This window comes from Tenacibaculum singaporense, from assembly GCF_003867015.1.
Lineage (GTDB): Bacteria > Bacteroidota > Bacteroidia > Flavobacteriales > Flavobacteriaceae > Polaribacter > Polaribacter singaporensis.
Window position 1 is genome coordinate 1,786,316 of record NZ_CP032548.1, and the last position, 26,459, is coordinate 1,812,774.

Consider the following 26,459-nt stretch of genomic DNA (forward strand, 5'->3'; position numbering starts at 1 on the left):
GTCGAAGAATCAAATCTTCGACATTTTTTACTTATCCACCAACGCGTTTTACGTTGAATCCTTTATCTTTTAAAAGTTGCATTATAGTGTCTCTATAATCCCCTTGAATAATGATTGTATCATCTTTAAAACTACCGCCTACACTTAGCTTAGTCTTAATTTCTTTAGCAAGCTTTTTAAAGTCTTGGGTAGCTCCATTATAACCGTCTATTATAGTAACTGGTTTTCCTTTACGTTTTTCATACTTACAAAGAATAGGTTCATCTTGTAACCAGACATCAGGTTTTTTTTCTTCAGGTTTTTCCTCAAACTGATGATCTGGGAATAAATTTTTTAATTGATCTTGTAAGTCCATTAGATTTATTTTTTCAATCCTAATTCGCGTAAACGTTCATCTAAAAACTCACCAGCAGTAATATCTTCAAACTGTTTTGGATTGTTTTCATCAATACAGTTTTCTAAAACATCTAATTTCATATCAGAAACAGGATGCATAAAAAATGGAATTGAATAACGAGATGTTCCCCATAATTCTTTAGGAGGGTTGGTTACACGGTGAATTGTTGATTTTAATTTATTGTTACTATGACGTGATAGCATATCACCTACATTAATCATTAATTCGTCATCTTCTGCTATAGCATCAATCCATTCACCTTTATGGTTTTGAACTTGTAATCCTTTTCCTTGAGCTCCCATTAATAAAGTGATTAAGTTAATGTCACCATGAGCAGCAGCTCTTACAGCTCCTTTAGGTTCTGTAGTAATAGGAGGGTAGTGTATTGGACGCAAAATGCTATTTCCGTTTTTGATGTAGTTGTCAAAATACGTTTCTTCTAAACCTAAATGTAAGGCTAATGAACGTAAAACGTATTTAGCTGTTTTTTCTAACATTTGGTAAGCTTCTTTACCTACTTTGTTAAATTCAGGCAATTCTTCAACTTCTACATTTTCTGGATATTCTTTTGCGTATTTTGAATCTGCATCAACATACTGACCAAAGTGCCAAAACTCTTTTAAATCCCCTTCTTTTTTTCCTTTAGCACTTTCTTTACCAAATGAAACATATCCTCTTTGACCACCAATACCTGGAATTTCATATTTTTCTTTTACATCTGTAGGTAAATCAAAAAACTTCTTGATTTCAGCATATAAGTTATCTACTAATTCATCGTCTAAAAAGTGTCCTTTTAGTGCTACAAATCCTATATTCTCGTAAGCGTCACCAATTTCATTGATGAATTTTTGTTTTCTTTCAGCATCGTCCGATAAAAAATCTGCTAAGTTTACGCTTGGAATTTTATTCATTGTTAATAAGTTTTATTATTTAGGCAGTAAAGTTAGTGAAATCAAGCGTATGCTGATAATTTATTTATTAACAAAAGGAATTAGGTACGATATTGTATAGTTGAATCCGAAGCCTGTACTACTTTCAAAAACACGATTAAAACCTGGAGTATATAGCGTTTTAAAGCCTTTTTGATCGTCAACACTTAACATAATTTTATATGAAAAACTAAAACCTATAAACAAGTTTTTAAAAGTTTCTGCTTTTATACCTAGTTGTAATTCAGTCCAATGAGCTGTAAGTCCATTGTCAGACATAGGTGTTGTAATAGGGTTTGATGGAAAATAAGGAGGTAAGTTTTCAGTACCTGAAGATACATTAGGTTGGTAGCTATTTAAGGTATGGTCAAATATGGCAAAACCATAACGCATACCAACATAAATTTCGTTATTCATATCTAACCAATTCTCGTAAGCGTTGTAATTTGCTCCAAGTCTAATATAACTTCCTTTTGAACTAGAAGACGAAAAATCTTCGTAGGTAGTTTCATCTTCAAAACCTAGCTCTGTAGCGATATACCATTTTTTAGATACTCTATAATCACCTACTAATTCAAGTCCGCTATAACTTTTATCAATAATGGCAAGACCAGGTTTACTAATGTCTAATCCGATACGTAAGCCATATCCTGTTTTATATGTAACGGTATCTTTTTTTTCTTTGGTTTCTTCTTTAGATGTATTTATTTGTGAGTATCCGTTCACAAATACAAAAACGAAACATAGACTAATGAAATACTTGTACATGGGCGCTAGCTTGATTATCGATTAATGGAATTTCTGTAGTTGATAAACTGTTTATCCAACCTGTATTATTTAAAGTTACATTTTCATAAATAATTCTGAAACCACATGAGCGAGACACAAAGTCTTCCTTAGGGTTGTACTCAATAGTAAGTGTAGCCGTTTGGTTATTAGCTATATTACCATCTACATCATTCATTTTTAATGTATAGACTGTTTTTTGTGATGTACCGTCTAATGGAATAGCAATACTATCATTAGTTACATTTGTAAAAAGGCTATCAGTTTTTCCTTCTGCAATTACAGATAAACGTTCAAATTTTTTTAAATCGTTTGTATTGTCTTTGTCATAAAAACGAAGTACTAAATTGGGTGTTACTGGATTTTGTGTACAGAAATCATCTTTTTCACAGGCCGTTAAACCTGCTATAAGTATGAATAGAGCAATGTATTTTTTCATTAATTTTTATTTTTCAAATAAAACCACCGTTTCTATGTGTGATGTATGTGGAAATTGATCTACTAAACTAATCTTTTTTAATTGATATCCGTTTTTCATCAACTCTTCGGTATCACGAGCTTGTGTTGCAGGGTTACAAGATACATAAACCATTCTATCTGCATTTAAGTTTATGATTTTCTTAAGCGTTTTTGGTGCAATACCCGCACGAGCTGGATCTAAAATAATGGTTCTTATCTTATTTTTATATTGTGGGTGTTCGTTTAAGAACTTTCCTACATCAGCTGCATAAAATTGTAAACCTTCAATATTGTTACGTTCTGCATTTTTCTTAGCGTCTTCAATAGCAGAAGCTACAATATCTACACCAACAATTTTAGTGTTATTCGATTTTGAAGCAATAATTTGTCCAATAGTTCCTGTTCCACAGAATAAGTCCATCACTACGGTATTGTCAATTGCATCTTTGTTTTCTAACGCATAATCAACTACTTTGGTATATAGTTTTTCGGCAGATTTAGGATTGGTTTGAAAAAAGCTTTTCATGCTGATTTCAAAATTTAAACCTAATAATTCTTCTACAATTTTATCTTTTCCGTATACTAATTTTACACTTCCTGAAGTAGCTATGGTTCTGTCGCCAGTTTCGTCATTAATAGTATGTAATAAACCAGCAACTCTATCGCCAAATAACTCTACTAAATAGTTAGCAAACTCTTTTAAATCAAATTTTGATAAATCGTGAGAAGTGGTTACTAAGTTGAATAATAATTTGTTGGTTTTGTATGATTTTCTTACCACAAAATACCTAAAGAAACCTTCTTTTTTAGGCCCGTGCCAAGGCGCTAAACCAGTTTTTTTACAATATTCTCTAATGTTTTTGATGTTATCTTCAACTTGTTTGTCAAATAAACCAGAATCTTTTTCTAGGTTATCACCCATCCACCAAACACCGCGACGTTTAAAACCTAAAGTAAATTCATCTACATCGGTTTTGTTTTCACGGTCGTAACCAATGGCAGAAAAACCATATTCCATTTTATTTCTATAGTGGAATACATTAGGAGAAGCGATAAATTCATCAAATAAATCTTCAATATTTTCAACTTTACCAATACGCTTAAATAAAGATAAAGTACTTTCTTGCTTGTATTTGTGTTGTAAATCTATAGGCAATTGAATGTAAGGTGCTCCAGGAATATCTTGATAAGGAATAGTTACTTCGTCATTAGAATGTTTTAAAACATCTATTAATTTACATTCTGCATACTTTTTCTTTGACTTGTCTACACGTGCTTTTACTAACTGTCCTGGTAAAGTGTTAGGAACAAAAACTACAAAAACACCTTCTTCTGAACGTATTCTTCCAATTCCTTTTCCGCCGAAGGCATAATCTTCAATTAAAATTTCAATGATTTGTCCTCTTTTTACAAATTTATTTCGCTCTCTTCTTGGCATTCTATACTATGATTTATAGTGTGCAAAATTAGGAAAAGATATGGTTTGTGTAACTTTAAACTCAAACATTAATTCTTATTTTTAAGAGAAAATTGAACCTTTTTATTTTTTCTACGTCTATGAGGTGTAATCAATTATGAAAAACTTGGAAAATATAACCGATACAAATTTGGTTTTAGCATATCAATCAGGAAACAAAAAGGCATTCAATGTTTTGGTTAAAAAATGGCATTTACAGTTCTGCAAATTTGCTTTTTGGATGGTGAAAGATACTGATGTTGCTAAAGATATAGCACAAGAGAGTTGGAAGGTTATTTTTGATAGTCTTACTTATTTAAAAGATCCAACAAAGTTTAAATCTTGGGCAATAAGTATTGTGAATCGAAAATCGATAGATTATTTACGCTCAAATCAAAGAAGAACTAAAAGCTTAAAAAAATATCATCAAGAGCAATTTAGGGTTAATATTAGTGAGGATGATGGTGATATTACTTTTTATAAGGAAAAAATAAAAGAGGCAATAGCAGCACTTCCTAAAAATCAAAAAATAGTTATCGAGCTTTTTTATAAACAATGTTATTCTTTAAAAGAGATAGCTGAGTTGTTAAACATATCAGTAGGAACAGCAAAATCTAGGTTGTTTCATGCAAGAGAGAAGTTAAAACTAATTATTAAAAAATAGAAATCATGAGTAAATTAGAAGATATTGATGCATTAATAAAAGAGACATTATCAAAAGAAGAAGCAAAATTTTATGATGAACTAGAAGAACAAAATGTTTTAGAAATGGTAGGAGGGTTATTTGAAGGGAAAAATAAATGGATTATGTATGTGATGAATGTTGTTACCTTGGTGTTTTTTGGGTTGTTTATTTATTGTATTGTGCATTTTTTTCAGGCTGAAGAAACTAAAGAGTTAATTAAATGGGCAACAGGTACTATAGTTTTTTTAGTAGGAGTAAGTATGTTAAAGATTTTTGCTTGGATGCAAATGGATAAAAAAGCAATTATTAGAGAAGTAAAAAGGTTAGAGTTACAGATATCTTCGTTGTCTAGTAAAGTATAGACTATTAGAGTTTTTATAAATAAAAAAGACTACTCATTTAGAGTAGTCTTTAATCTTTGTTGTGAAGGCTTTTTTATTGACCTGCTTCTTTTTTAGCTTCTTTTATCATTTGTTCGTTTGCAACAATCGCAAACTCAACACGTCTGTTTTTACTTCTTCCTTCAGCAGTATCGTTAGTAGCAATAGGATCTTTAACTCCTAGTCCTTTAGTTTCAAAACGACTATTGTTTAACCCTTTGCCAGCTAAGTAATTTCTTACTGAATTAGCTCTTTTTTCTGAAAGTTTTTGGTTGTAATCAACAGCACCAGTACTATCTGTATAACCGTAAATTACAATATTAGTGTTCTCATAATCTTTAAATACAGGAACTAACTTATCTAAGTTAGCTTGTGCAGTAGAAGTTAAAGTAGCTTTGTTAGTAGCAAATCTAACAGCATTTTCACCTAAGGTAAGTTTTATACCTTCTCCAACTCTTTCTACTTCAGCACCTGGTAAAGCCTCTTCAATTTCACGAGCTTGCTTATCCATTTGGTTACCAATAACACCACCAGCAACACCACCTACAACACCACCTAAAATAGCGCCTAATTCAGAGTTGTTTTTGCTTCCTACATTGTTACCTATTACAGCACCTATTACAGCACCAGCAGCTGTACCAATAGCGGCACCTTTTTGAGTGTTATTAGCGTTTTGAATAGATTTACAAGAAGTAAAAATAGTACCAGCTAAAAATAAAATTGATAAACTATAAATGATTGATTTTTTCATAATGCTTTTATTAATTATTGTCTTTGAAATGAATATGTAATATCTTTTACTTGTCCTGCAACATTAACTTGGTCAATTAAGTCAAAGCTAGTTTCAGTAACGTTACGTAATCTTAAAATATATCCAGTATTAACGTCTTTAGCTTTGTGGGTATTAATAATTTTTAATACAAAATTTCCATCTTTATTAACATACCATGTAATCGGAGAGCTAAAGTCTTTACAGTCTGTACTTGGATTGTTTAAGCTCATTTCTCCTTTGTTGTTGTTTGAAACAAAACTCCAGTTACTACCAATAAAGCAGCTAGAGTCTTCTAAATTAAATGAGTTTACTTTTAGGTAGTTTGAACCTGGAAAGTTTACAGCAGTAATGGTCCAATTACCTTTAAGCATTCGTTCAGTTTTGTTGTCAAGTTTAGTGTTAGTTACAGATGTAGATTTACACCCAATTACAGCTATTGAAAGCAGTAATAAAAATAAGATTCTTTTCATAAAATGATATTTAGTTAATTTCTTTAAAGATAAAAAAAACTGATTAACTATGGTTTTATTGTAAACCAAAAAGTTAAGGCATTTATTTTTTTAGACCCTCCAAAGTCTATGAAAGTCACTTAAATTTAATAATTTTGTAGTTAGGGATGATTTCTTTCCCACGCTGAATTTTCGAAACTTCTTTTTCGAAAGGATAAAGGTAGATAAGGAATGGTTATTTTATAAATTTTAAAAAATTAAGAAAAATGGCTGTTTTAGACCAATTAACTTCGCAACAAGCGATTGACTTAGAAAACAAATACGGAGCACATAACTACCATCCATTACCAGTAGTATTGAGTAAAGGAGAAGGAGTATATGTATGGGATGTTGAAGGAAAAAAATATTATGATTTTTTATCGGCTTATTCCGCAGTAAACCAAGGACACTGTCACCCAAAAATTGTAGGGGCAATGGTAAACCAAGCGCAAACATTAACATTAACATCTCGTGCTTTTTATAACGATATGTTAGGAAAGTATGAAAAGTTTGCAACTGAATACTTTGGTTTTGATAAATTATTACCAATGAATACGGGAGCAGAAGCTGTTGAGACTGCCTTAAAAATTTGTAGAAAATGGGCATATGAAGTAAAAGGAATTGAGGAGAATGAGGCGCAAATTATTGTTTGTAAAAATAACTTCCACGGAAGAACAACTACCATTATTTCTTTTTCAAATGATCCTGTAGCGCGTAAGAATTTTGGACCATTTACTGATGGATTTATCAAAATTGAGTACGATAACTTACAAGCTTTAGAAGAAGCATTAGAAAACAATGATAACATTGCTGGTTTTATGGCTGAACCTATTCAAGGAGAGGCTGGCGTATATGTACCTTCTGAAGGATATTTAGCAGCAGCGAAAGCGTTATGTGAAAAGCATAATGTATTATTTATAGCAGATGAAGTACAAACAGGTATTGCGCGTACAGGTCAGTTATTAGCAGTGAACCACGAAAATGTACAGCCAGATATTTTAATTTTAGGTAAAGCATTAAGTGGAGGAGCATATCCAGTATCTGCAGTATTAGCAAATGATAGCATTATGAATGTTATTAGACCTGGTAACCACGGTTCTACTTTTGGAGGAAATCCAGTTGCAGCAGCAGTAGCTATAGCGGCTTTAGAAGTAGTTAAAGAAGAAAAATTAGCTGGGAATGCTGAGCGTTTAGGTAAAATCTTTAGAGAAGAGTTAGCTGAGTTTGCTAAAGAAAACGAGTTAGTAACGTTAGTACGTGGTAAAGGGTTATTAAATGCTATTGTAATTAATGATACTGAAGATAGCTCAACTGCTTGGGATATTTGTATGGAATTACGTGATAACGGATTATTAGCAAAACCAACACACGGAAACATTATTCGTTTTGCACCACCATTAGTAATGAATGAAGAACAATTAAGAGACTGTATTAATATTATTAAGAAGACTATTACTGAGTTTAAAAAATAAGCTTACAGTATTGTATATTAAAAAAAAGGAACGATTTAATCGTTCCTTTTTTTGTTGTTATTTATTAGTTTTTAATAACTAAAATATGAAACTAACATTTTTCTAAATGTTATTAAAAATGCTTAATAGCAAGTTAGGTGCTTTTCTGTACAACTTTTTAAGTTGATAATTTTTCTGGTGTACAAGTGTTGTACACTTTTTTAGTGATGATTTTTTTTGGTGTACAAAAACATAATTAGTTAGCCATTTCATAAATGTTTAAATGTCTTTTTAAAATTCCTGAAGGTGTGTTTTTGGTTTCATCAAAAATTCGAGTGTCTCCAAAAAGAATAAAGCTTTCTTTGGCTCTAGAAACTGCTACATTTAGCATGTTGGGCTTATTGTCTTTTTCAAAAAACAAGGTTCCTTCATCATCATTAGAATATACAGAGCTGAACAAGATAATGTTTCGTTCTGCACCTTGTAATGCGTGTACAGTACCTAGTTTAATATCACTTACTTTATAACCCGCATCGGTTAAGGCTTTTGATAATTCTCCTTTCTGACTTGCAAAAGGAGTAATAATTCCTAAAACAGGTTCAATAGCGTCTACATCGTATGCTTCTTGAATGGTTTCTTTGTTTTGTTGTAACCAAGAAATTATGGCTTTTACTTCACTAATGTTTTGACGACTGTTGTATTTGCGCTCACTAACTCCTTCTATATGATATGCCATCATTGATGGAAATGCTTGATTTTCTTTCGCCTTTCCTTTCATAGGTTTTAAAATACCATCGTATGCCAATTCGTTACAAAAACTAATAATTTCATCGTTACATCGTCTGTGCTCCAATAAAACCAATCCTTGTTCTTTTTTAGCGGGTAATGGTGTTTCAAATTCGCAAGCATTTTGAGCCATTTTCATAATGCTTCCACTAGAAGCTAAAAAGCCTAATTCGTCTAAATGTGCGTCATTTTGATTTTCAATAATATCAAGGCTTGTTAAGTTTCCTTGGTCAATTTTTTTAGGAATAGACCAAATAGGCTCAATTTGTTGTAAATCACCTACTACAAAGGCTTTTTGAGTTAATGAAAATACAGGGATACTTACTTCTGGAGTAACCTGACCAGCTTCATCAATGATTAATAAATCTAAAAAGTTGTATAGCGGTAAATATTCAAAAATAGGTTTTCCATTTTCGTTTTCTCCTTGAAATTGACTGTATAAAAAGTGACTTGGTGCTGTGTAAAAGGTAGCAACAAAACAAGGGGTAAGCATAGCTCTTCGTTTCCATTTTGCTTTAATAGCATATTCTCCTGTTCCTTTTTCGGTGTTCTCTTCTAACATTTCTCTAGTTTCTAGTAACCAGCGAGCTTCCCAATAATGGGTTGCGAATAAGAATGCTTTATGGCGTAAATCAATATCTAACTCATCATAAAAGAAACGCTGTGTTGCATCGTTAGTTTTAATTTTTTCATATTCATATGCCCACATTTGTTCTTCTGAAACAAAAGGAAATCCTTTGATGTTATTTTCGTACTTCCAATTTTTTAGGCTTAAATGTGATTGCAGTAACAGATTTACATTGTTGGTACATTCTTTTATATATGCTGCTGCTTTTTTAGCATCCAACAGTGTTTCAGCGGTAGTCTTAAAAATGTGTTCAGCATTTCTTGATTCAAACTGGGTTTCATCAATAAAATAGTGTTTTACTTTATCAATAAAATCAGTGTCTTTTGTCGATGTTTTTAAATCGTTTAAAACAGTTCTCCATTCTTGTAGTTTGGAAATTTTAAACGTACTTTTTTGAACAAAATCTTCTTCGTGTACAAGTATGCTGTTAATATAATTTACAGCATTTATATAGTTTCTAGAGAAGTCAACACCATCGGCTAAAATATTTTGGATACCAATGATTTCTTCTTGTAGATGGTTACAAACATCGTCAAGTGAATTTGTTTGGGTATTGAAATACTGACAGTAGTTTGTTAAAAAATAATATTCAGCTTCAGAGATATATTTTTCATTCTCCAGATTACAAAGTGTTCCTTCATGACCAAATAAATTCCCTTTTAAGTAATTGATGTTGGCTAGTTTTTTCTCACTTTTTGAACTGGAAGGGAGGTAGGTTGCATATCCGTTAAAATCAGGAATCCAACGATTGGCTAATTCTCCCATGGTACTTTCAGAATTGATAAAACTATCAATAATATTCGTTACTGCTTGGTTGTTGTTAGAGCATGCTAAAATTATAGGAGCTTCTTCACCGTTAATAGCAGCTTTTACAAACTCGGTAGCAACTAAGCTTTGCAATAGCGTAGTTTTTCCAGTTCCTGGAGGTCCATTTACAGCGGTAACCGCATTTTCTTCGGCTACCAAATACGATAACAATGTTTTACGTTGACTAACGGAAAGTGGGAATTTATTTGACATTTGCCCTAAATGTAAATGGTTATACACTAAAAATCCGTTATCGGTAATGGCTTCTTGCCGCTCTCTAGTATATGGATTGATAATTTTAGAGAGTACAGGCAACTCATCCGTATTTTTAAGTAAGTTTTCGTATAGGAATAAAATACTTTTTGCTGTAGATATTTTAGAGCTTAAAGCGAAATAAGTAAGCTCATACTGTGTAGTGTAGCGTTCTACTTGATAACGATATAGGTTGCTAAAAGTTATCGCAGAAAACACTTCGTTAATATAGTTCCAGTATTCATCCCAAGGTATAGGTTCTTCGCTATTTTCAAAATCGGGAGCATCTAGGTCTTTGGCATCTAAAACGGTATCGATAGAAGAGAAGATAAAATCGTTCTTAACATCTGCCATAGGAGTTAGATAGTTACGAACGATTAAGGGAAATCCATCTTTTGGAGCTGATAATTGTCCTGAACGATTTACAATAGCACTAATCCAAAAAGGGTGAATAGTACGTTGTTTAAATTTTGTATTATCCGTTTGATATACTAAATGAAAAGGAGCTATTAATATTTTAGTTTCTTCTACTTTATGCCACTTAGGATTGTCTTTTTTAGTAATTCCTTTTAACCGATTAATTCTACGTTCTTCAACATCTAATAGTTGACCTGCTTGTTTAGAGTTGATGAGTGCGTTACTTAAATCGGATGATTTTTGATGAAAAAGGTTTTTTATTTTACTAATGTCGATAGCTAAATTTTCACTATCAGATAAGCTGTTTTTATAATATTGTAACCAGTTTTTTTCGTCGTTCATAGTTGTTCTCGTACCCTTGAAATGTGATTTTTTCTGTAAGAAAGGGTGCGAAAATACTATATTCAACGGGTGAAAAAATAGTTTTTACTAGCTTTTTATTAACGAAAAAATAGGAGAGAGGATAGTGGGTTTGTTTTCAGTAAATTAAAAATTGTTGTTAAGATGTTGCTTTACACTATGCATAGTTTTCCATAAAAATAGTTAGTTTAACTACGAAAGTTTGTAATAAAACTTAAGAAGTAAAAAAAATATGTGTTTATATAATTTAATTTATTATATTCGTGACCAAATGGAAAGTAATCGTTTAAAAAATAGCATTACATATTTATTTCTTGTCCTGTTTCTATCAATGAAAGTAGGCGGGTTGCACGTGCTATCCCATACAGACGATAAAGACCATACATCACACTGTACTATATGTGACCATACAGTTGCAAGTGATTTAACTCCGTTAGTTACTCCTGATACTCTAGATTTTTCAGTAGAAAACACTGAGCACGTTGTTCAGAAAGAAGTAATTAAAAGTTATGATTTTATTATTTCAGGTACTATTACTGCGGAGCAACTTTTTTCTAGACCACCACCTTTTTTAGTGTAAGAGTTTTTATTTTTACATTTAATCTTTTTCTTATTAACGTTTTTTTATTCAAGTATTTGAGCTGTTATAGAGTGTTAGCTTAAATAATGCTTGTGATGAATAAGAGATAGGTTGTTGTGATATCTCAGTTTTAAAGAGGAGAGAAAATACTAGCTTAAAAGCTCTTACCACCACTTTGTTTTTATTTTAATAACCTATTTTCTTTATTGTTTTAAAGGAATAGCTCGTAGTATATTTAGATGCAGGATTATCTTATCTAAAATATATTATAGCAGCTTAGATGTCTTTACATGTTTTTAAGGGTTTTAAACAGTTATAGACATTAGATAATATAAGAAGTAAGAAAAGTATCTAAATATACTAGAGCATAGGTTATTACTAAAATTTAAATTTCAAAAGAATCTTTACAGAAATCTTTCAGTTTTTCAAAAGACTAAGTCTCATTTTGAAAAGCCTAGGAATTCTATTGGATTTGTATACCATAATATTAAAGAAGTTGCAACAAAGGGGATGCTGAAAACCTTATAGAATAGAGTAGGCCAAACTTTAAAATTTTTAATTATGAAAACCAAAGAATCAATGATTTCAGAAATTTTAGCTGATAAGTCTAAGCAAGCAGCTGGAACTACACATTGTAGTAATTGTGGACACTGTGTTAACACTTTATAGTCCGCAAATTTATAGCGGTAGGAATTTATCCTACCGTTTTTTTAAAAGTAAAAACAGTTAAATATAATGAAAGGAAAAGTTACAGAAGAACAATTAGATAAACTCCTAGCTTTTAGTGATGAAAATGTAATATCTAGGTTTTTAGATATGTATGATGTTACAGAAACTGAAGCAGAAGATATATTAATGGAAACCTTGAAGTTTTTGTACATAAGTCAAATTCCAGGAGTCTTCATTCCAGATGATTTATTAATTATAGACGAAATGTGGCACAATCTTATACTGTTTACACCACTTTACCATAAGTTAAGTAAAGAATACTTAAACACGTCTTACTTTCATCATCTTCCTGCAACTAAAAAAGAAAAAGATGAAAGAAGAGAGGCCATGAGAATTGCGCCAGATGAAGCAAAAGAAGAGTACCTCAAGAAATTGGAATTTTTGTTGTCTACAACCTACGATTATTTAGGTGAAGAAACCATGGTAAAATGGTTTAAAGTATACCCTCAAAAATACAGCAAAGAAAATATTAAAAAATTGAAAAAATAAGAATGAGCATTTTTCCCAAAAGAACCATTCAAGGTACCACTGTTACCATTCATTGGAACTTTAATACAGCACACTTAAAAGATAAACACTTATGTCCATTGGTAAAAATAGGAGTAAAAGATCCTAAAGGTAATGTAACAATGCTTTTTGAAGATCATGTTGTTGCTTTTCCAGAAGAAAATGAAAATAAGGAAGTAGTACCACAAAAATTAAAATATTTAAACAAAAACACTCCGCTTTTAGTGTTGGCTTCATATTTAGAAGGAGCTTGTAAACGTGAAAAACTTGTAGAAATTCTTACAAACATACAAGCTGGTCGCCATTATTATTTTACATATAACGTTCCCGATAATGCTCCTCTAGGAAAATATACTCTCGTGTCCGAGGTGCATAATAATGGAAATATAAAGTACTCAAAAACTCACTTAGATGATCATTTTTGGGTAGAAAAAATCTCATTAATCAATGTAAAAAAAGAAGAAAAAATAGCAATGGTTTACAATCATTCAAAAGAGAAAACTCCAGTAAAAATAGTAAGGTGCTTTATCAACTCTGAAGGTTGTATGAAAACAGAAATGGAAGCTTTTGAAATGAATCCAAATGAAACAAAATCGCTTTCAATTTCAACAGGAAATACTTTTTTACTTTACAATGAAGAACGAGAAATAGTGCCATTATTAGAAGAGAAACCTATACACTTAATAAAAAATCACGAAATACTATTAGTTAGTAAATCACCAGAACTAAATTATCTCATGAAGAAAGATACAGATGAAGCTTTTTCTCTTACATCAGAAGCAAAAGAATTATGGGATAAAGCCGATGGATTACTCACTAAAAATAGCCTGTCAAAAAAAGAATTAGAGATATTTAAAGAAATGGAAGCTGAAGGGCTGATAAAGCAAGTAAGGTTATAATGACTAAAAATTATTTTAAATCAGAGATGTTATACTTTGAAAAATTAGAAAGCATAAAAATTATATGCATATTATTTTTTAGCCTATTAACAAGTAGTTTTTTGTATTCGCAAACAGTAAAAGTTTCAGGAGTAGTAACCGACAATTTAGGGATTCCTTTATTTCAGTCTCATCTCCAAATACAAGAACTTAATAAAAATGCAGTAACCAATGAGGACGGAAAATTTACATTTAAAAAGATTCCGAAAGGAAAATATAGCTTAAAAATATCTTATGTAGGTTTTAAAACAAATTACCAGACAATAGATGCTTCAGGTGAAAAAACGAATATAAAACTTACTATTCAGTTAAAGCCTGAGCAAAATCAGCTAAATGAGGTAACTCTTGAAGGAAAATCAACAGCTCAAAGATTAAAAGAGAGTACAGCTAACGTATCAGTTTTACAAATGGAAAAGTTTCGAGAGAGGAACATTAATACAAGTGATATTGTAAAACAAATTTCAGGGGTAAATGTACGACAAACAGGAGGCTTTGGTAGCAATGCAAAAATCTATGTAAATGGGATGACTGGAAAATCGGTACCCTTTTTTCTAGATGGAATTCCTTTATCATATTTTGGAGCTGGATTAGGGTTAAACGTATTGCCTTCAAACTTAATAGAACAAATTGAAGTTTATAAGGGAGTAGTACCTGTAGATTTAGGAGCAGATGCGCTTGGAGGAGCGATTAATATAGTTCCTAGAAAATCATATTCAGATTACTTAGATGTTTCCTATTCAGCAGGGTCATTTAATAGCCATAAAATGAGCGTAAATGCGCAATTGATGAGTTCAGACAATCAATGGATGTTTGGGGTGAATTCATTTTTTAATCACTCTGACAATAGCTATAAAGTAGATGTTGAAATACCAAACGAACAAGGAAACCCTATACCTGCTAGAGTTAAACGGTTTCATGATAAATATTCTAACCATCTTTTAAACGTTTATGTAGGAATTTTAGATAAAAAGTATGCAGATCGATTGGTTCTTAGTGCGCGTTATTCAGGACTTGACGATGATATACAGCACAATGCTATTATGGCTCAACCTTATGGAGAAGCCACTTATGGTGAATCAACAGTTGGAACTTCTTTAGAATATGAAAAAAAGAATATTTTAAAGAAAATGAACATGAAATGGTATAGTGCTTATAACCGTACCAGAGGACATTTTATTGATACTACCCTAAATGCCTATACTTGGGATGGTAAAATATATCGTAAACGGACAGATGGTGGGGAAATTTCTGCCTCACGAAATTCTTTAAAATTAACCTCTCAAAATGTTTTAAATCGAGTTAATTTAAACTACTATCCTTGGGAAAAAGGAAAGTTTACGTTGAATCTTTTTTCATCTTGGTTTAGAAGAGTAGGAGAAGATCCAATTGCGGCTGAGTTTTATGGAGAAGATTTTTTTAAGAATCCAACCCAGCTTTTTAAAAACGCTTTAGGAATTGCTTATGAACACCGTTTTTCAAAAAGTTTAACTGGTTATACAGCGGCAAAACATTTTTGGTTAGATGCGGATGGGTATGAAATAAAAAACCTTGACTTTGTTCCTAACCAGCAAGAAACATCTAATTTTGGATTTTTACAATCGCTTCGTTACCATCTTACAAAATCTTTTTTAGTAAAGTCTTCTTACGAGTATGCTACGAGACTTCCTGATGAAGTGGAGCTTTTTGGAGACTTTACCTTAATAAAATCCAATCCATTCTTAGAGCCAGAACAAAGTCATAATCTTAATTTAGGTTTTCAGCTAAAAACAAGAAAGGTTAATTGGGATACGAATCTTTTTTATCGAGGAACAAACAATGTTATTTGGTTACGAACCTCACAGTTTTATTCCCAATATCAAAATTTACTAAAATCACGTACGCTTGGGGTTGATATGGAGCTGCGCTATCGTCCGGTTGATTTTCTTGATGTAAAAGCAAATGCTACTTATCAAGATTTACGAAACCGTTCACCAAAAAATATTACTGGGGCTGTGGATAATCGTTATTTTAATGCAAGACTACCTAATATTCCTTATTTTTTTGGAAATGCAGAAGTACGCTACCACAAAGAAAATTTCTTGCACACAAAAAATAATATTTCAGCATGGTGGTCTGCAAACTACGTAAATGAATTTTATCTGTTTTGGGCTGTAGATGGTAATAAAGATTTAAAAAACACCATTCCATCTCAATTTACTCAAAATTTAGGTATCACTCTTTCTCACCCGGAAAATAGATGGACGGTTACTGCTGAAGCGACCAATATATTTAACGAAAAAGTATTCGATAACTTTAGTGTGCAACGTCCTGGAAGAGCATTTTATATAACACTTAGAACATTTATAAATTAAAAATAAACATCAATAAATAAAAATGAAAACACAATTCTTAAAAAAAATAAGTTTAGTATCACTTTACACATTTGTATTAGTTTTTACATTCATAGGGTGTAGTAGTGATGATAATTCACCAGTTGGAACCGATCCAGTAATTATTAATTTTGGGATTACAACAGTAAGTGGAGCATTTCCTAATCAGACCTCTTATATTCAAGGAAAATCAAGTTTAGAATTTTCAACGATAGGAAATGACAAGGCTTTAGAATTAACAGGAAATACAAGAACCGTTTCTTATAATAAAGAGTTGTATGCATTGCCTTTTGGCGCACCTGCAACCCTTGCAAAATATTCATTTAATGAAGAAGGAAATGCAGTCGAAGATCAACGTATTGTTGTTCCTGGGGCAAATACTTTTTCTGCCCTTTATTTTGAAAGTAAGGAGGTAGCGTATGCTTCAGTAGCAGGGGGGATTTCAAAACTTATTATTTTCAATCCAACTACGATGCGTATTACAGACGAAGTAGCTTTAACATTAATTAAAGAAAAATTTCCTGAAGCTACACGTACGTATTATACAGATATGATTGAGCGTGACGGAAAGTTGTTTATGGGAGTACATTACGAGAAAAATTTTGCTCCAGTAAACGATTGGGCGTATGTAGCGGTAATTGATTTAAAAGAGAAAAAGGTAGAAAAAATAATTTCGGATAAAAGAACAGGAATGGTGTTTGGCGGACATGCAGCAAATGCAGGAATGGTTAAAACTACTAATGGAGATATTTATGTACAAGGTTTAGGAACTACAATGAGTAGTGGAAGTAGCCCTAGTGGTTTACTAAAAATACCTAATGGAGAAACTTCTTTTGACCCAGATTATTTTATGAATATGCAAGAAGCAACAGGAAATGTATGTTATGGAATTTATCATGCACCTAATGGAAGAAGTTTTACAGCAAGAGTAGAGGAAGTAAGTGATTTTTATGAGTATCAAACGGGACAACCTCAATTCAAATATTTTGAGATTGATGTTCAAAAAAAGTCGAGTTTAGGGGCTGTACCAGGACTTCCTACCACATATGGATCTCGTAGTATGATTATTCTTCCCTATAAAGACCAAAAATTATTATTTACGACAGCAACGAATGATGAAAATGCTGTGTTTAGTTTTGACACCAGTTCAAACACATCTAGTAAAATGTTTACGTCTACAGGTGGTTACATATCTGGTCTTGAAGATTTTAATAACGAATAGAATACACCATGTTAAAAGCACAAGATCTCACAAAAAAATACGGTGATTTTACCGCCTTGAATAGTTTAAATTTAAATATTAAAGCAGGAGATATTTTTTGCTTGCTCGGAGCTAACGGTGCGGGAAAATCAACAACTATTAATTTGTTTTTAAATTTTATAGAGCCTACATCTGGTAGCGCTTTTGTTAATGGTTTGGATGTAACAAAGAACCCACAAGAAACAAAAAAATGGTTGTCTTATATTCCTGAAAATCTCCAGTTGTATCAATATATGACAGGACTGGAGAATCTTCACTTTTTCTGTGGTCTACAAGGTGTGGATATAGAAAAAGAAGCATTAGAAAACTTATTAATACAATCAGGTTTACAAAAAGATTTTATTAAGAAAAGAGTTCGTAGTTACTCTAAAGGAATGAGACAAAAAGTAGGGATTGCTTTAGCGAGAGCTAAAGGAGCCAAGGTATTACTTTTAGATGAGCCTACATCTGGGTTAGACCCTAAAGCAAGTAATGAGTTTTCTGAGCTTCTACTTAACATGAAGCAACAAAAAGTAGCCACTTTAATGGCAACACACGATCTTTTTAGAGCTAAAGATACAGGAACACATATTGGTATTATGAAAGAAGGAGTTTTGGTTGAAAAGATGGAATCAAATCAAGTTTCTTTTCATGATTTAGAACAAAAGTACTTAAAACACATGCATGAATAGTATGTAATAAGTTATTACATCTAAAAAATAAAAATGTAAACAGATGATACATCAAGTATTTTTAATAGCTAAAAAAGAACTTACCAATATAGCAAGGCAAAATGCTTTAAAAATTTTGTTTCCTATTATTTTGTTCCTCTTAGGGTTTTCACTTTATGCTGGACATATAGCTTATAAACAGGAAATGGATATGGTGAAAAAGGCTCAAGAAGAAAGAAGAGCTGAGTGGTTAGAACAAGGAAATAAGCATCCGCATATTGCGGCTCATTACGGGACATATGTTTTTAAGCCTAAAACGCTTTTAAGTCTTTTTGATTTTGGATTAGATACGTATACAGGAACCTCAGTTTATTTAGAAGCACATTATGCACATGAGTTTATGTTTAGACCTGTACAAGGATATGGTAACATGGCTCGTTTTGGAGAATTGAGTGCAGCTTTGGTTCTTCAGTTATTATTACCACTTCTTATTATATTCATCACTTTTCAAACTTTTAGTAAGGAAAAAGAAACAGGAACCTTGAAGCTATTAATAGGGCAAGGAGTTTCAATGAGATCTATTTATTTAGGTAAAGTTTTGGCTTATTTTTTAATAGTCCTACTTATATTAATATTATTTTTTACAGGACTTTATATTGTAGGAATAATTGAAGATGATAGCTTAGTAATGCAAGATGTAGGTTTACGAGTTTTATTTCTCTTTTTTCTTTATGTTGGGTACTTATTTGTTTTTACAAACTTTTCTGTTTGGGTTTCTTTTAAATCTTCAAATGCACGAAACTCTCTTCTAACATTATTAATGTTTTGGATTACAACTGGTATTATTATTCCAAAAACTTCGGCTAATATAGGAGAGAGTTTATATCCTTTACCATCTCTTAAAGCATATAAAGAAAAAATTAAAAAGGATATAGATAAGGGTTTGCCTATGGATGGCTCTAAAGAAGAGAGACTTGTTAAATTAAAGGAACAATACTTAAAAAAATATGGAGTAGACTCTTTACATCAATTACCACTAAATTTTGAAGCAATACGAATGCAAGAGGGAGAAGAATATGCTTATAAAGTACAAAGAGTTCATGATTCTCTTCTTAACAGAAGGTTTGAATATCAAAATAGAATAGGAAGTATAATAGGGTTTGTTGCGCCTTACATTTCAGTAAGAAATTTTTCAATGGCTTTAGCAGCAACAGACGGGTACAGTTTTAATGATTTTCAAGAAAAAACAAAAGTATACCGCCTTAAATTAATGAGAAAAATGAATAATGATATGGCTGTAAATTCACGTTATGGCGAGTTTTACGAGTACAAAGCAGGAAGAAATTTATGGGAAACGGTTTCTGGACTAGAATATCGTACACCAAGTGTAATGAAAATCTTTAAAAATTACAGAATAGAATTAATGTCATTAATTTTTTGGGTTTTAATAATGTTCTTATTAATACCTTCTTCTCACAAAAATAAATTGATATGAAATTAACTATATTATTATGGAGACGTGAAGGTATTTCAATCGTTAGAAATACGTTTCAAATAGTTTTGCTTACCATCGTGTTTTTATTGGGAATTTACGCTATTTATTACGGGCATTCAAAAATAACGGAGCAGCGTAAAATAATTGAGAATGTTAAACATATTGAAAAGAAAGAATTTGAACAGTATAAAGAGAGTTTTTATGCCAATCATACTTCGTTAAAAGATAAACAGTTATTTGACATAGCTTCTAAGCCTGCCTATGCATGGTATCGACATGGATATCATGCAATTTTACCTCCTCATGGTTTAGCGCACATGTCTTTAGGGCAAAGAGATATAGAACCTTATTACTATAAGTTAACGGGAATGAGTTTATATTATCAATTGTTTGAAAATGAACTAGCAAACCCACTTAAACTCTATGTTGGAAATTTAGACCTATCGTTTGTTTTTGTTTATTTGTTTCCGTTACTTATCATAACTTTTACTTATGGATTATATGCAGAGGAGAAGGAAAACGGAATGTTACCCTTATTAAGGTTACAATCTATAGGACTAAGAAAAATCCTCTTAATTAGAATTGCTTTTTATTATGTTTTAGTTTTAGGGTTAGGAGTCCTTTTGTCTATAACAGCTTTTACGGTTGCTGAAAAAGTAAGTGTTTTAAGTGCCTGTTTATGGTTATTAGCAGTCTTGTGTTATTTTAGCTTTTGGTTTGCCTTAATGTTTCTTTTAATAAGCTTTAAAAAGAATTCTTCATTAACAGCCATTACTGCTGCTGGTTTATGGTTACTTTTTTTAATAGTTTTCCCAGCAATATTAAATGTATATGCAAATATTGTACATCCGATAGACAATACTTCATTAGCTGATATAACTAGAAGAAGAAGTCTTGAAAATGAAGAGAATATAGAAGAAGCTAAAGCTGTAGTTGTTGAGTATTTAGATTACCGAGATGATTTAAAAGGAGCAAAATCTTTAATAGATGTAAATACAATGGCCAAGGCTTATGCATCTTTTACTGCGCTTAATGATAATCATCACAGAGAAGAAGTACAGGAGTATTTTAAACAAATTGAGTTAAGACAAGAATGGGTTTCTAAATTTCGATGGGCAAATCCAGCAGTAAATGCTCAAGGAATGTTTAATGAAATAGTTGAAACGGATTCTGAAATTTTTCAATCCTTTTATCAATCAATTGAACTTTTTCATAGAGATATTACCAATTTTTATTTTAATAAATTGTTTTTAGGTAAGCAAATAACAATAAGAGATTATGAAAGGTTGCCTAAGTTTAAGTTGAATGCTGATTATACTAAAAGTCAAAGAATAGGAAAAAGTTTATTAGAAGTAATACTTATAACCTTTATAATTTTTGGTACATCACTGGTCTTTTTTAAAAAAATAACTTCTTAAAAGAGTGGAGCAAATATGAGTTCCAAAATAAAAAATAACACAAAACAAAAGCTTGATTTTATTAATGATAGCCTTTGGGGTCTTATGTTAAAACTATCTGTTCCAAGTATTTTAGGTATGATGGTTATATCTATAAACGGGCTTGTAGATATATTTTATACAAGCTATTTTATGGGAATAAAAGCTTTTACAGGAATTTCAATGTTATTTCCCTTAATGCTAGTTGTTACAAGTATTACTGTTTTTATAGCTGCAGGCTCTGCATCTGTTCTTAGCAGAGCTATAGGAGCTAAACAAGTTGAAGTTCAAAAGAAAATAATTCCAAACATGATAGCCTTATCTCTCATAGGGGCAACTTTAGTAACTGTTTTTGGAATTATTTTTTCTCATGAAATAGTCTCAGTAATAGGAATTTCAGGAGAACTATTTACGTATGCTTTAGAATATTTTAAAGTATACGTTTTGGGAGCATTATTCAGTATTTATGGTCTGTCAGCTAATAGCTTAATACGGGCAGAAGGAAATATAAAAGTAGCAATGCAATTCACAATAGCTTCAGTAATTTTAAATATTTTACTAACTCCCATCTTTATTGGCATTTTACATATGGGAGTAGCAGGTGCTGCATGGAGTAGTATTATAGCAATGTTTATTTATAGTTTGTTAACATCTCTATATTTTATCCGTGGAAAAGCAACATTTAAAACAGGGGCTTTTCGAATAAGGTTGGAGTATAAAATCCTTAAAAATGTTTTAAGTATTGGTTTTTCAGCATTTACAATGCAACTATCTAATTTATTTAGGCAGTTTTTACTTTTCAGGTTAGTGGTTTTCTACGGAACAGTAGAAGCTATGGCTTTTTTTAATGCTGTCTTTAGATTGTTTACTTTTTTAGCTATCCCGCTTTTAGGACTTTACCAATCTATGCAGCCGATTATAGGAATTAATTACGGAGCTAACAAGCCGTCTAGGTGTTTAAAAGGAGTAAGGATATACAGGTTAGCAGGGGTTGTTCTTGGTGCTGGACTATTAATTCCGATACTGATTTTTCCTGAAGCAATGGTTAATGTTATATTACCTAATGTAGAACTTAATGATACAGAAATTTTTAATGTACGAATGTTGCTAAGTATTTTATTAGTTATTCCAATATCTTCTAGTAGCATAGTTCTTTTTCAAGCTATAGGCGAGGCAAAATTAGCAACATTGCTACCTATTGGAAGACAATTATTATTGTTTGTTCCGGTAGTATTAATTTTAACTAAATACTTTGGAATAGAGGGGATATATTACAGTTTAGCTTTAGAAAATATATTATACGCTTTGGTTTTATATATTGTATCTAGAAAAACACTTAAGCAAATATCCAAGGGAATAATACAGGAGTAAGTATAAATGTGGTAGCTTATTGTTTTTGAAGGTGTTTCTTTTTTGCCACAATATGAAAAACATGCCAAAATTTTTCTTTTCCAGATAATGTTTTTCCTTTTTTAGAGATTTCATTAAAATAAAGAATCTCAAACTTATCAAATAAGTTTTTTACATCTTGTATATTGTGAAAAGTCATATCAGAGTTAGAGTTCCAGGAATCTTGTGGTCCAAAAAAATGTCCGCAAAAAATTCCTCCAGGGGGTATACACTCAATGATGTTTAACCATAATTTATCAAATTGATTAGAATGACAAAAAGGAAGTGAAAAAGAAGCATTAACCAAATAAGCTAAAGGAAGCTTTTCTAAATTCTCAAAAGAAACGTTATTAAATTTTAATAGTTTTGAATGTTCAGAAGCTAAATTTTGTTGTAGGTGAAGCAATGAGTTAGGGTTACTGTCTATGGCAAATACAGAAAAACCATTTTCTAACAAAGCAAATGTATCTACACCATTACCACAACCCAAGTCTATAGCTGTTTTTTCTGTTATATTATCTTGGGAGGCTATAAAATCTAAAGCTTTACGTAGTGTATAAGCTGGGGGATGTTTTTCTTTTTTTATTTTACTATAATGCTCTTTCCACATTCTATATTTTTTTCTGAGATAAACAAATATAATGAAGTATTACACTGTTTAAATTAAAAAATAAAACATTCTATTATATTTTAACTTTTATAGAAGTAAAAGGTTTATTCATATGTTTTTAACTTGATTAAGGTATTTGTTTTTTGGGTGAAAGCAAGTGTGAAATTAACACCTTTTTTAAGTTAATTTTAGTAGGTTTGTAAGTAATGAAAAAAGGTTGGTTAAAGAATAGTGTAACCTATTTATTCCTTGTACTTTTTCTATCAGTGAAAATGACAGGAATTCATGTATTGATGCATACAGATGATATGGATCATGCAGTGCATTGTACCATGTGTGACCATAGCATAACGCATGATTTAACTCCTGCACTTACTCCTAATTTTCAAAATTTAATTATTGATAGGTTTGAAATTATAGTTCAAAAATCAATTATTAAAAATTACAAGTTTTTTACTACAAGTAACTTTGCTTTATATAAATTCTTCTCCAGGCCACCTCCTTTCTTATTGTAATTTTTTAGAGAAAAACAAAGTATAAATATCATCTTGGTTTTTATAAGTTATTCTAGTTTCTTTTAATGATAGCGTAGTCAAAAGTTAAAAACTTTGGATTATAAAATGTGTCTAAATATTTAGAGTATGTAAAAAGCTATGTGTAAAGAAAAAACATTTCCACATTCAATTTTTTGAAAATAATTGCAACTTTTTTAAAAAGAAGTTGAAGAACATTTTATGCAACTAATTGTAATGAAAAACTTCTAGAACTTATAAAACCAAAATAATTCATTCTTAAGTAATACTTAATATTTAGGTATCTGTGTAAAAACAGAAATTAAATAAGCAGAGTGATTACAGGTAGATAAATCTATCTAACTAAAAAAATAAATTAAATAATGAAAAATTATATCAAAATACTTGTACGTTACTTTTTAATTCTTTCCCCATGGCTTATTTTTTCACAGGAGGTTGAAGTAAAAGGAATCGTTAGTGATGTTACAAATCAAGTATTACCAGGTACAACTGTTTTTATAAAAGGAAGTAATAAAGGAACAGTAACCAATTTAGATGGGAAATATTCAATAAAAACAACTAAAGGAGCTGTTTTGGTATTTTCTTTTGTAGGAATGATTACGAGAGAAAAAAAAGTAACCGATGAAGAAAAGATAAACATAACCTTAAAAGAAGATGCTAATGCATTAGAGGAAGTAGTGGTTAATTTTAAAAAACCACTTATTGAGGCGGGTAAAGGTAAATTAACATTTAACCTAAAAAAATCTACTCTTACAACAGGACAATCTGCTCTTGATATGTTAAAAAAATTACCAGGCATAAATGTAGGACAAAATGATGCTATTTTATTTAGAGGGGCGTCTGGGGTAAATATTATGATAGATGGTAAAATGACCTATTTATCTGGAGGGCAATTGTCAAATTTATTAAAAGGAATGAGTGCAGAAGACCTTAAAAAGATAGAATTGATAACATCACCAACAGCCGAGTTTGATGCAGCAGGTAATACAGGTATAATTAATATTGTTCTCGAAAAAAGACTAAAAAAAGGTTATGCAGTCAATTTACGAACTACCATTTCAAAAGGTAAATACTGGATGACAAACGAAAATATTTCGGCAAGTTTACGTACAAAAAAAGTGAATTTATATGGTTCTTTTGATTATAATACGCCTCATAGATTTACCAAAAACAAGAGTGGAAATACCATCAATGAAAACGGAGAATCTCTGTGGCTTAGTCGAAAAAACGAAAGTAATTATAAAATAAAATATTATACTTGGCGATTTGGAGCTGAATGGCAATTTTTACCTAAACATAGTTTAAGCATTAATTATCATGGCTACTTTGATGATTTTAAAAAACAAAATTATTCTACAGTTAATAAATTTAATAATCTCAAAGAATTACAATCTTACACATTAACAGATAATAAAATAATTGAACCTTATCATTACGATGCGGGGAGTGTGCACTATATGTTTGTCATAGATTCTCTTGGAAAAAAATTAACAGCAGATGCCAATTATACATCCTATCGAAATTATTCAGATGGAATACTGATAACAGATAATTATGATGCAAATCAAAATAAATTAGATACCAATGTACTCAAGTCACATCAACCAGGAAATGTAGATGTTTTTTCAGCACAAATTGATGCTAATTTGCCTTTTAAGAAGTATGCTATTAAAACAGGGGTTAAATATGCTAAGGTAAAAAATGATAATCAATACGAATTTGAATCGTTAGAAGAAGATACTTATGTAAAAGTACCAGCATTAAGTAATCATTATAAATATAATGAACAGATTGCAGCAGCATATATAACAGGGTCAAAAGAAATAAATAAAACAACAATAGATGCTGGACTTCGTGTAGAATATACCAGAGCAGAAGGATATACAGTAAAAGAAAATGAAACAAATCAATGGCAATATACCAAGTTGTTTTCCTCTTTTTCAATTGGACAAATTTTAGATAAAGACAATAAAATAGATTTTTCGCTTAATAGACGTATCAATCGCCCATCTTACACCGATTTAAATCCAGTACGATGGTATAGAGATCAGTACTTCTATTATTCAGGAAACCCTAATTTAACACCTGAATTAGCTTGGGTATATTCGTTTACATATAGCTTAAAAAATAAATATGTTTTTTCTGCAACGTATAACCAAAGTGATAATTTTATAAATTGAAGGCTTTTAGTAGATGATAATGGTACTACCATAAAAAGTCAAAGTGATAATTTTGGTAATAGAGAACGTTTTGATTTTACAGTATCAACCCCATTTAAATTATATTCGTTTTGGAATTTACTTTTCTTTTCAGATATAAGTTATACTACGTATCCTATTTCACAAGTTTTAGGAGAAAAACAACTATCAAAGTGGGCTACAACATTTACATTACAACAAGATATTTCCTTGCCAAAAGATTATAAAATGAATCTTTCAGCACATTGGTTTTCATCGGAGTTGCTTGGTTTGTACAGTACAAAAGCAACAGGTTATGTAGATTTTGGAATAAAAAAAACATTTCTAAATAAAAAATTAGTAGCGCAACTGACTATAAGTGATATATTTAATACCAACCATTATGAAGCCTATTCTCAAAGTGATATTATAGATTATTATTATAACAACAAACCAGATTCAAGAAGGTTTGGTATAACTTTACTTTATCACTTAGGAGGAAATTTAGTGAAAGAAAATAGAAAAAGAACAGAAGAGCAAAAAAGATTATGATTTTTTCTAAGTTAAATTACCAGATAGAGTTTCATAAAAAAAACAAAGAATGCCGCTCTAAAAAGACGGCATTCTTTGTTTTTTATCACGGTGTTTGTTTTCAGTAAATTAAAGGATATTATGTGTTAAAGTAGATTTTATTTCTAAACAAAAATTTTAAACAAAAAAAATACAATTAAA

22 protein-coding genes and 1 pseudogene are annotated in these 26,459 nt (G+C 30.9%); 14 read left to right on the forward strand and 9 right to left on the reverse strand.

What is annotated here, in order from left to right; genetic code table 11:
- Positions 1–31: 31 nt before the first annotated feature.
- From D6T69_RS07910 to rlmD, 5 genes are read right to left on the reverse strand one after another with little or no spacing between them, the layout of a single operon-like run.
- Positions 32–355 (reverse strand): translation initiation factor, encoded by a 324-nt coding sequence (locus D6T69_RS07910; protein ID WP_125067233.1) that lies wholly within the window; start codon positions 353–355, stop codon positions 32–34.
- 5 nt (positions 356–360) lie between these two features.
- Entirely contained in the window at positions 361–1,308 is a 948-nt protein-coding gene (locus D6T69_RS07915) for an isopenicillin N synthase family dioxygenase (RefSeq protein WP_073183641.1), read from the reverse strand.
- Between the two features lie 60 nt (positions 1,309–1,368).
- Positions 1,369–2,094 (reverse strand): DUF6048 family protein, encoded by a 726-nt coding sequence (locus tag D6T69_RS07920; protein WP_125067234.1) that lies wholly within the window; start codon positions 2,092–2,094, stop codon positions 1,369–1,371.
- Entirely contained in the window at positions 2,075–2,551 is a 477-nt protein-coding gene (locus D6T69_RS07925) for a DUF6452 family protein (RefSeq protein WP_125067235.1), read from the reverse strand. Before D6T69_RS07925 ends, D6T69_RS07920 begins: the two co-directional genes overlap by 20 nt.
- Before the next feature lie 6 nt (positions 2,552–2,557).
- Positions 2,558–4,009 (reverse strand): 23S rRNA (uracil(1939)-C(5))-methyltransferase RlmD, encoded by a 1,452-nt coding sequence (rlmD, locus tag D6T69_RS07930; protein WP_125067236.1) that lies wholly within the window; start codon positions 4,007–4,009, stop codon positions 2,558–2,560.
- Between the two features lie 136 nt (positions 4,010–4,145).
- Between rlmD and D6T69_RS07935 the strand changes: the two genes are divergently transcribed.
- Together D6T69_RS07935 and D6T69_RS07940 are read left to right on the forward strand one after the other, a co-directional pair.
- Positions 4,146–4,691, forward strand: coding sequence for an RNA polymerase sigma factor (locus D6T69_RS07935; protein WP_125067237.1), 546 nt, complete (start codon positions 4,146–4,148; stop codon positions 4,689–4,691).
- A gap of 5 nt (positions 4,692–4,696) precedes the next feature.
- On the forward strand, positions 4,697–5,074 hold the full coding sequence (locus tag D6T69_RS07940) for a DUF6768 family protein (RefSeq protein ID WP_317125296.1): 378 nt from the start codon (positions 4,697–4,699) through the stop codon (positions 5,072–5,074).
- 73 nt (positions 5,075–5,147) lie between these two features.
- On the opposite strand, the gene D6T69_RS07945 is transcribed toward D6T69_RS07940, so the two are convergent.
- Together D6T69_RS07945 and D6T69_RS07950 are read right to left on the reverse strand one after the other, a co-directional pair.
- Positions 5,148–5,843, reverse strand: coding sequence for an OmpA family protein (locus D6T69_RS07945; protein WP_125067239.1), 696 nt, complete (start codon positions 5,841–5,843; stop codon positions 5,148–5,150).
- 14 nt (positions 5,844–5,857) lie between these two features.
- The gene (locus tag D6T69_RS07950) at positions 5,858–6,334 is read right to left on the reverse strand and encodes a lipocalin family protein (RefSeq protein ID WP_125067240.1); all 477 of its coding nucleotides are present in this window, start codon (positions 6,332–6,334) and stop codon (positions 5,858–5,860) included.
- A 245-nt stretch (positions 6,335–6,579) separates the two neighbouring features.
- Between D6T69_RS07950 and rocD the strand changes: the two genes are divergently transcribed.
- Complete coding sequence (gene rocD, locus D6T69_RS07955; protein WP_125067241.1) at positions 6,580–7,824, forward strand: ornithine--oxo-acid transaminase; 1,245 nt, start codon at positions 6,580–6,582, stop codon at positions 7,822–7,824.
- 235 nt (positions 7,825–8,059) lie between these two features.
- Here the strand turns inward: rocD and D6T69_RS07960 are convergent, their stop codons facing one another.
- Positions 8,060–11,035 (reverse strand): DEAD/DEAH box helicase, encoded by a 2,976-nt coding sequence (locus D6T69_RS07960; RefSeq protein WP_125067242.1) that lies wholly within the window; start codon positions 11,033–11,035, stop codon positions 8,060–8,062.
- A gap of 349 nt (positions 11,036–11,384) precedes the next feature.
- Here D6T69_RS07960 and D6T69_RS07965 point away from each other — a divergent pair, with 349 nt between their 5' ends.
- The 9 genes from D6T69_RS07965 (at position 11,385) to D6T69_RS08005 (ending at position 22,389) form a co-directional block, all read left to right on the forward strand.
- Complete coding sequence (locus D6T69_RS07965; RefSeq protein ID WP_125067243.1) at positions 11,385–11,633, forward strand: hypothetical protein; 249 nt, start codon at positions 11,385–11,387, stop codon at positions 11,631–11,633.
- 735 nt (positions 11,634–12,368) lie between these two features.
- Positions 12,369–12,851: a glycine-rich domain-containing protein gene (locus tag D6T69_RS07970; protein WP_125067244.1), complete on the forward strand. Its 483-nt coding sequence runs from the start codon at positions 12,369–12,371 to the stop codon at positions 12,849–12,851.
- A gap of 2 nt (positions 12,852–12,853) precedes the next feature.
- The gene (locus tag D6T69_RS07975; RefSeq protein WP_125067245.1) at positions 12,854–13,768 is read left to right on the forward strand and encodes a hypothetical protein; all 915 of its coding nucleotides are present in this window, start codon (positions 12,854–12,856) and stop codon (positions 13,766–13,768) included.
- A gap of 101 nt (positions 13,769–13,869) precedes the next feature.
- Entirely contained in the window at positions 13,870–16,158 is a 2,289-nt protein-coding gene (locus D6T69_RS07980) for a TonB-dependent receptor (RefSeq protein ID WP_206197795.1), read from the forward strand.
- Positions 16,159–16,180: 22 nt separating this feature from the next.
- A complete protein-coding gene (locus D6T69_RS07985; protein WP_125067246.1) occupies positions 16,181–17,398 on the forward strand; it encodes a DUF4374 domain-containing protein in 1,218 nt (405 codons plus the stop codon).
- A gap of 8 nt (positions 17,399–17,406) precedes the next feature.
- Entirely contained in the window at positions 17,407–18,108 is a 702-nt protein-coding gene (locus D6T69_RS07990) for an ABC transporter ATP-binding protein (protein ID WP_125067247.1), read from the forward strand.
- A gap of 43 nt (positions 18,109–18,151) precedes the next feature.
- Positions 18,152–19,582, forward strand: coding sequence for a DUF3526 domain-containing protein (locus D6T69_RS07995; RefSeq protein ID WP_206197796.1), 1,431 nt, complete (start codon positions 18,152–18,154; stop codon positions 19,580–19,582).
- Complete coding sequence (locus D6T69_RS08000; protein WP_125067248.1) at positions 19,579–21,000, forward strand: DUF3526 domain-containing protein; 1,422 nt, start codon at positions 19,579–19,581, stop codon at positions 20,998–21,000. Before D6T69_RS07995 ends, D6T69_RS08000 begins: the two co-directional genes overlap by 4 nt.
- A 15-nt stretch (positions 21,001–21,015) precedes the next feature.
- Complete coding sequence (locus D6T69_RS08005) at positions 21,016–22,389, forward strand: MATE family efflux transporter (protein ID WP_125067249.1); 1,374 nt, start codon at positions 21,016–21,018, stop codon at positions 22,387–22,389.
- A gap of 16 nt (positions 22,390–22,405) precedes the next feature.
- On the opposite strand, the gene D6T69_RS08010 is transcribed toward D6T69_RS08005, so the two are convergent.
- Complete coding sequence (locus D6T69_RS08010; RefSeq protein ID WP_125067250.1) at positions 22,406–23,017, reverse strand: class I SAM-dependent methyltransferase; 612 nt, start codon at positions 23,015–23,017, stop codon at positions 22,406–22,408.
- A 206-nt stretch (positions 23,018–23,223) separates the two neighbouring features.
- On the opposite strand from D6T69_RS08010, the gene D6T69_RS08015 reads away from it, so the two are divergent.
- Together D6T69_RS08015 and D6T69_RS08020 are read left to right on the forward strand one after the other, a co-directional pair.
- Positions 23,224–23,532 (forward strand): hypothetical protein, encoded by a 309-nt coding sequence (locus tag D6T69_RS08015; protein WP_125067251.1) that lies wholly within the window; start codon positions 23,224–23,226, stop codon positions 23,530–23,532.
- A gap of 380 nt (positions 23,533–23,912) precedes the next feature.
- Positions 23,913–26,279 (forward strand): annotated as a pseudogene (locus tag D6T69_RS08020) (outer membrane beta-barrel protein).
- Positions 26,280–26,459: the final 180 nt, after the last annotated feature.

What these genes read in the sequence shown, in the direction of transcription:
- D6T69_RS07910 (WP_125067233.1), bottom strand. Translation starts at nt 355, where the DNA reads ATGGACTTACAAGATCAATTAAAAAATTTATTCCCAGATCATCAGTTT.
- D6T69_RS07915 (WP_073183641.1), bottom strand. Translation starts at nt 1,308, where the DNA reads ATGAATAAAATTCCAAGCGTAAACTTAGCAGATTTTTTATCGGACGAT.
- D6T69_RS07920 (WP_125067234.1), bottom strand. Translation starts at nt 2,094, where the DNA reads ATGTACAAGTATTTCATTAGTCTATGTTTCGTTTTTGTATTTGTGAAC.
- D6T69_RS07925 (WP_125067235.1), bottom strand. Translation starts at nt 2,551, where the DNA reads ATGAAAAAATACATTGCTCTATTCATACTTATAGCAGGTTTAACGGCC.
- rlmD (WP_125067236.1), bottom strand. Translation starts at nt 4,009, where the DNA reads ATGCCAAGAAGAGAGCGAAATAAATTTGTAAAAAGAGGACAAATCATT.
- D6T69_RS07935 (WP_125067237.1), top strand. Translation starts at nt 4,146, where the DNA reads ATGAAAAACTTGGAAAATATAACCGATACAAATTTGGTTTTAGCATAT.
- D6T69_RS07940 (WP_317125296.1), top strand. Translation starts at nt 4,697, where the DNA reads ATGAGTAAATTAGAAGATATTGATGCATTAATAAAAGAGACATTATCA.
- D6T69_RS07945 (WP_125067239.1), bottom strand. Translation starts at nt 5,843, where the DNA reads ATGAAAAAATCAATCATTTATAGTTTATCAATTTTATTTTTAGCTGGT.
- D6T69_RS07950 (WP_125067240.1), bottom strand. Translation starts at nt 6,334, where the DNA reads ATGAAAAGAATCTTATTTTTATTACTGCTTTCAATAGCTGTAATTGGG.
- rocD (WP_125067241.1), top strand. Translation starts at nt 6,580, where the DNA reads ATGGCTGTTTTAGACCAATTAACTTCGCAACAAGCGATTGACTTAGAA.
- D6T69_RS07960 (WP_125067242.1), bottom strand. Translation starts at nt 11,035, where the DNA reads ATGAACGACGAAAAAAACTGGTTACAATATTATAAAAACAGCTTATCT.
- D6T69_RS07965 (WP_125067243.1), top strand. Translation starts at nt 11,385, where the DNA reads ATGAAAGTAGGCGGGTTGCACGTGCTATCCCATACAGACGATAAAGAC.
- D6T69_RS07970 (WP_125067244.1), top strand. Translation starts at nt 12,369, where the DNA reads ATGAAAGGAAAAGTTACAGAAGAACAATTAGATAAACTCCTAGCTTTT.
- D6T69_RS07975 (WP_125067245.1), top strand. Translation starts at nt 12,854, where the DNA reads ATGAGCATTTTTCCCAAAAGAACCATTCAAGGTACCACTGTTACCATT.
- D6T69_RS07985 (WP_125067246.1), top strand. Translation starts at nt 16,181, where the DNA reads ATGAAAACACAATTCTTAAAAAAAATAAGTTTAGTATCACTTTACACA.
- D6T69_RS07990 (WP_125067247.1), top strand. Translation starts at nt 17,407, where the DNA reads ATGTTAAAAGCACAAGATCTCACAAAAAAATACGGTGATTTTACCGCC.
- D6T69_RS07995 (WP_206197796.1), top strand. Translation starts at nt 18,152, where the DNA reads ATGATACATCAAGTATTTTTAATAGCTAAAAAAGAACTTACCAATATA.
- D6T69_RS08000 (WP_125067248.1), top strand. Translation starts at nt 19,579, where the DNA reads ATGAAATTAACTATATTATTATGGAGACGTGAAGGTATTTCAATCGTT.
- D6T69_RS08005 (WP_125067249.1), top strand. Translation starts at nt 21,016, where the DNA reads ATGAGTTCCAAAATAAAAAATAACACAAAACAAAAGCTTGATTTTATT.
- D6T69_RS08010 (WP_125067250.1), bottom strand. Translation starts at nt 23,017, where the DNA reads ATGTGGAAAGAGCATTATAGTAAAATAAAAAAAGAAAAACATCCCCCA.
- D6T69_RS08015 (WP_125067251.1), top strand. Translation starts at nt 23,224, where the DNA reads ATGAAAAAAGGTTGGTTAAAGAATAGTGTAACCTATTTATTCCTTGTA.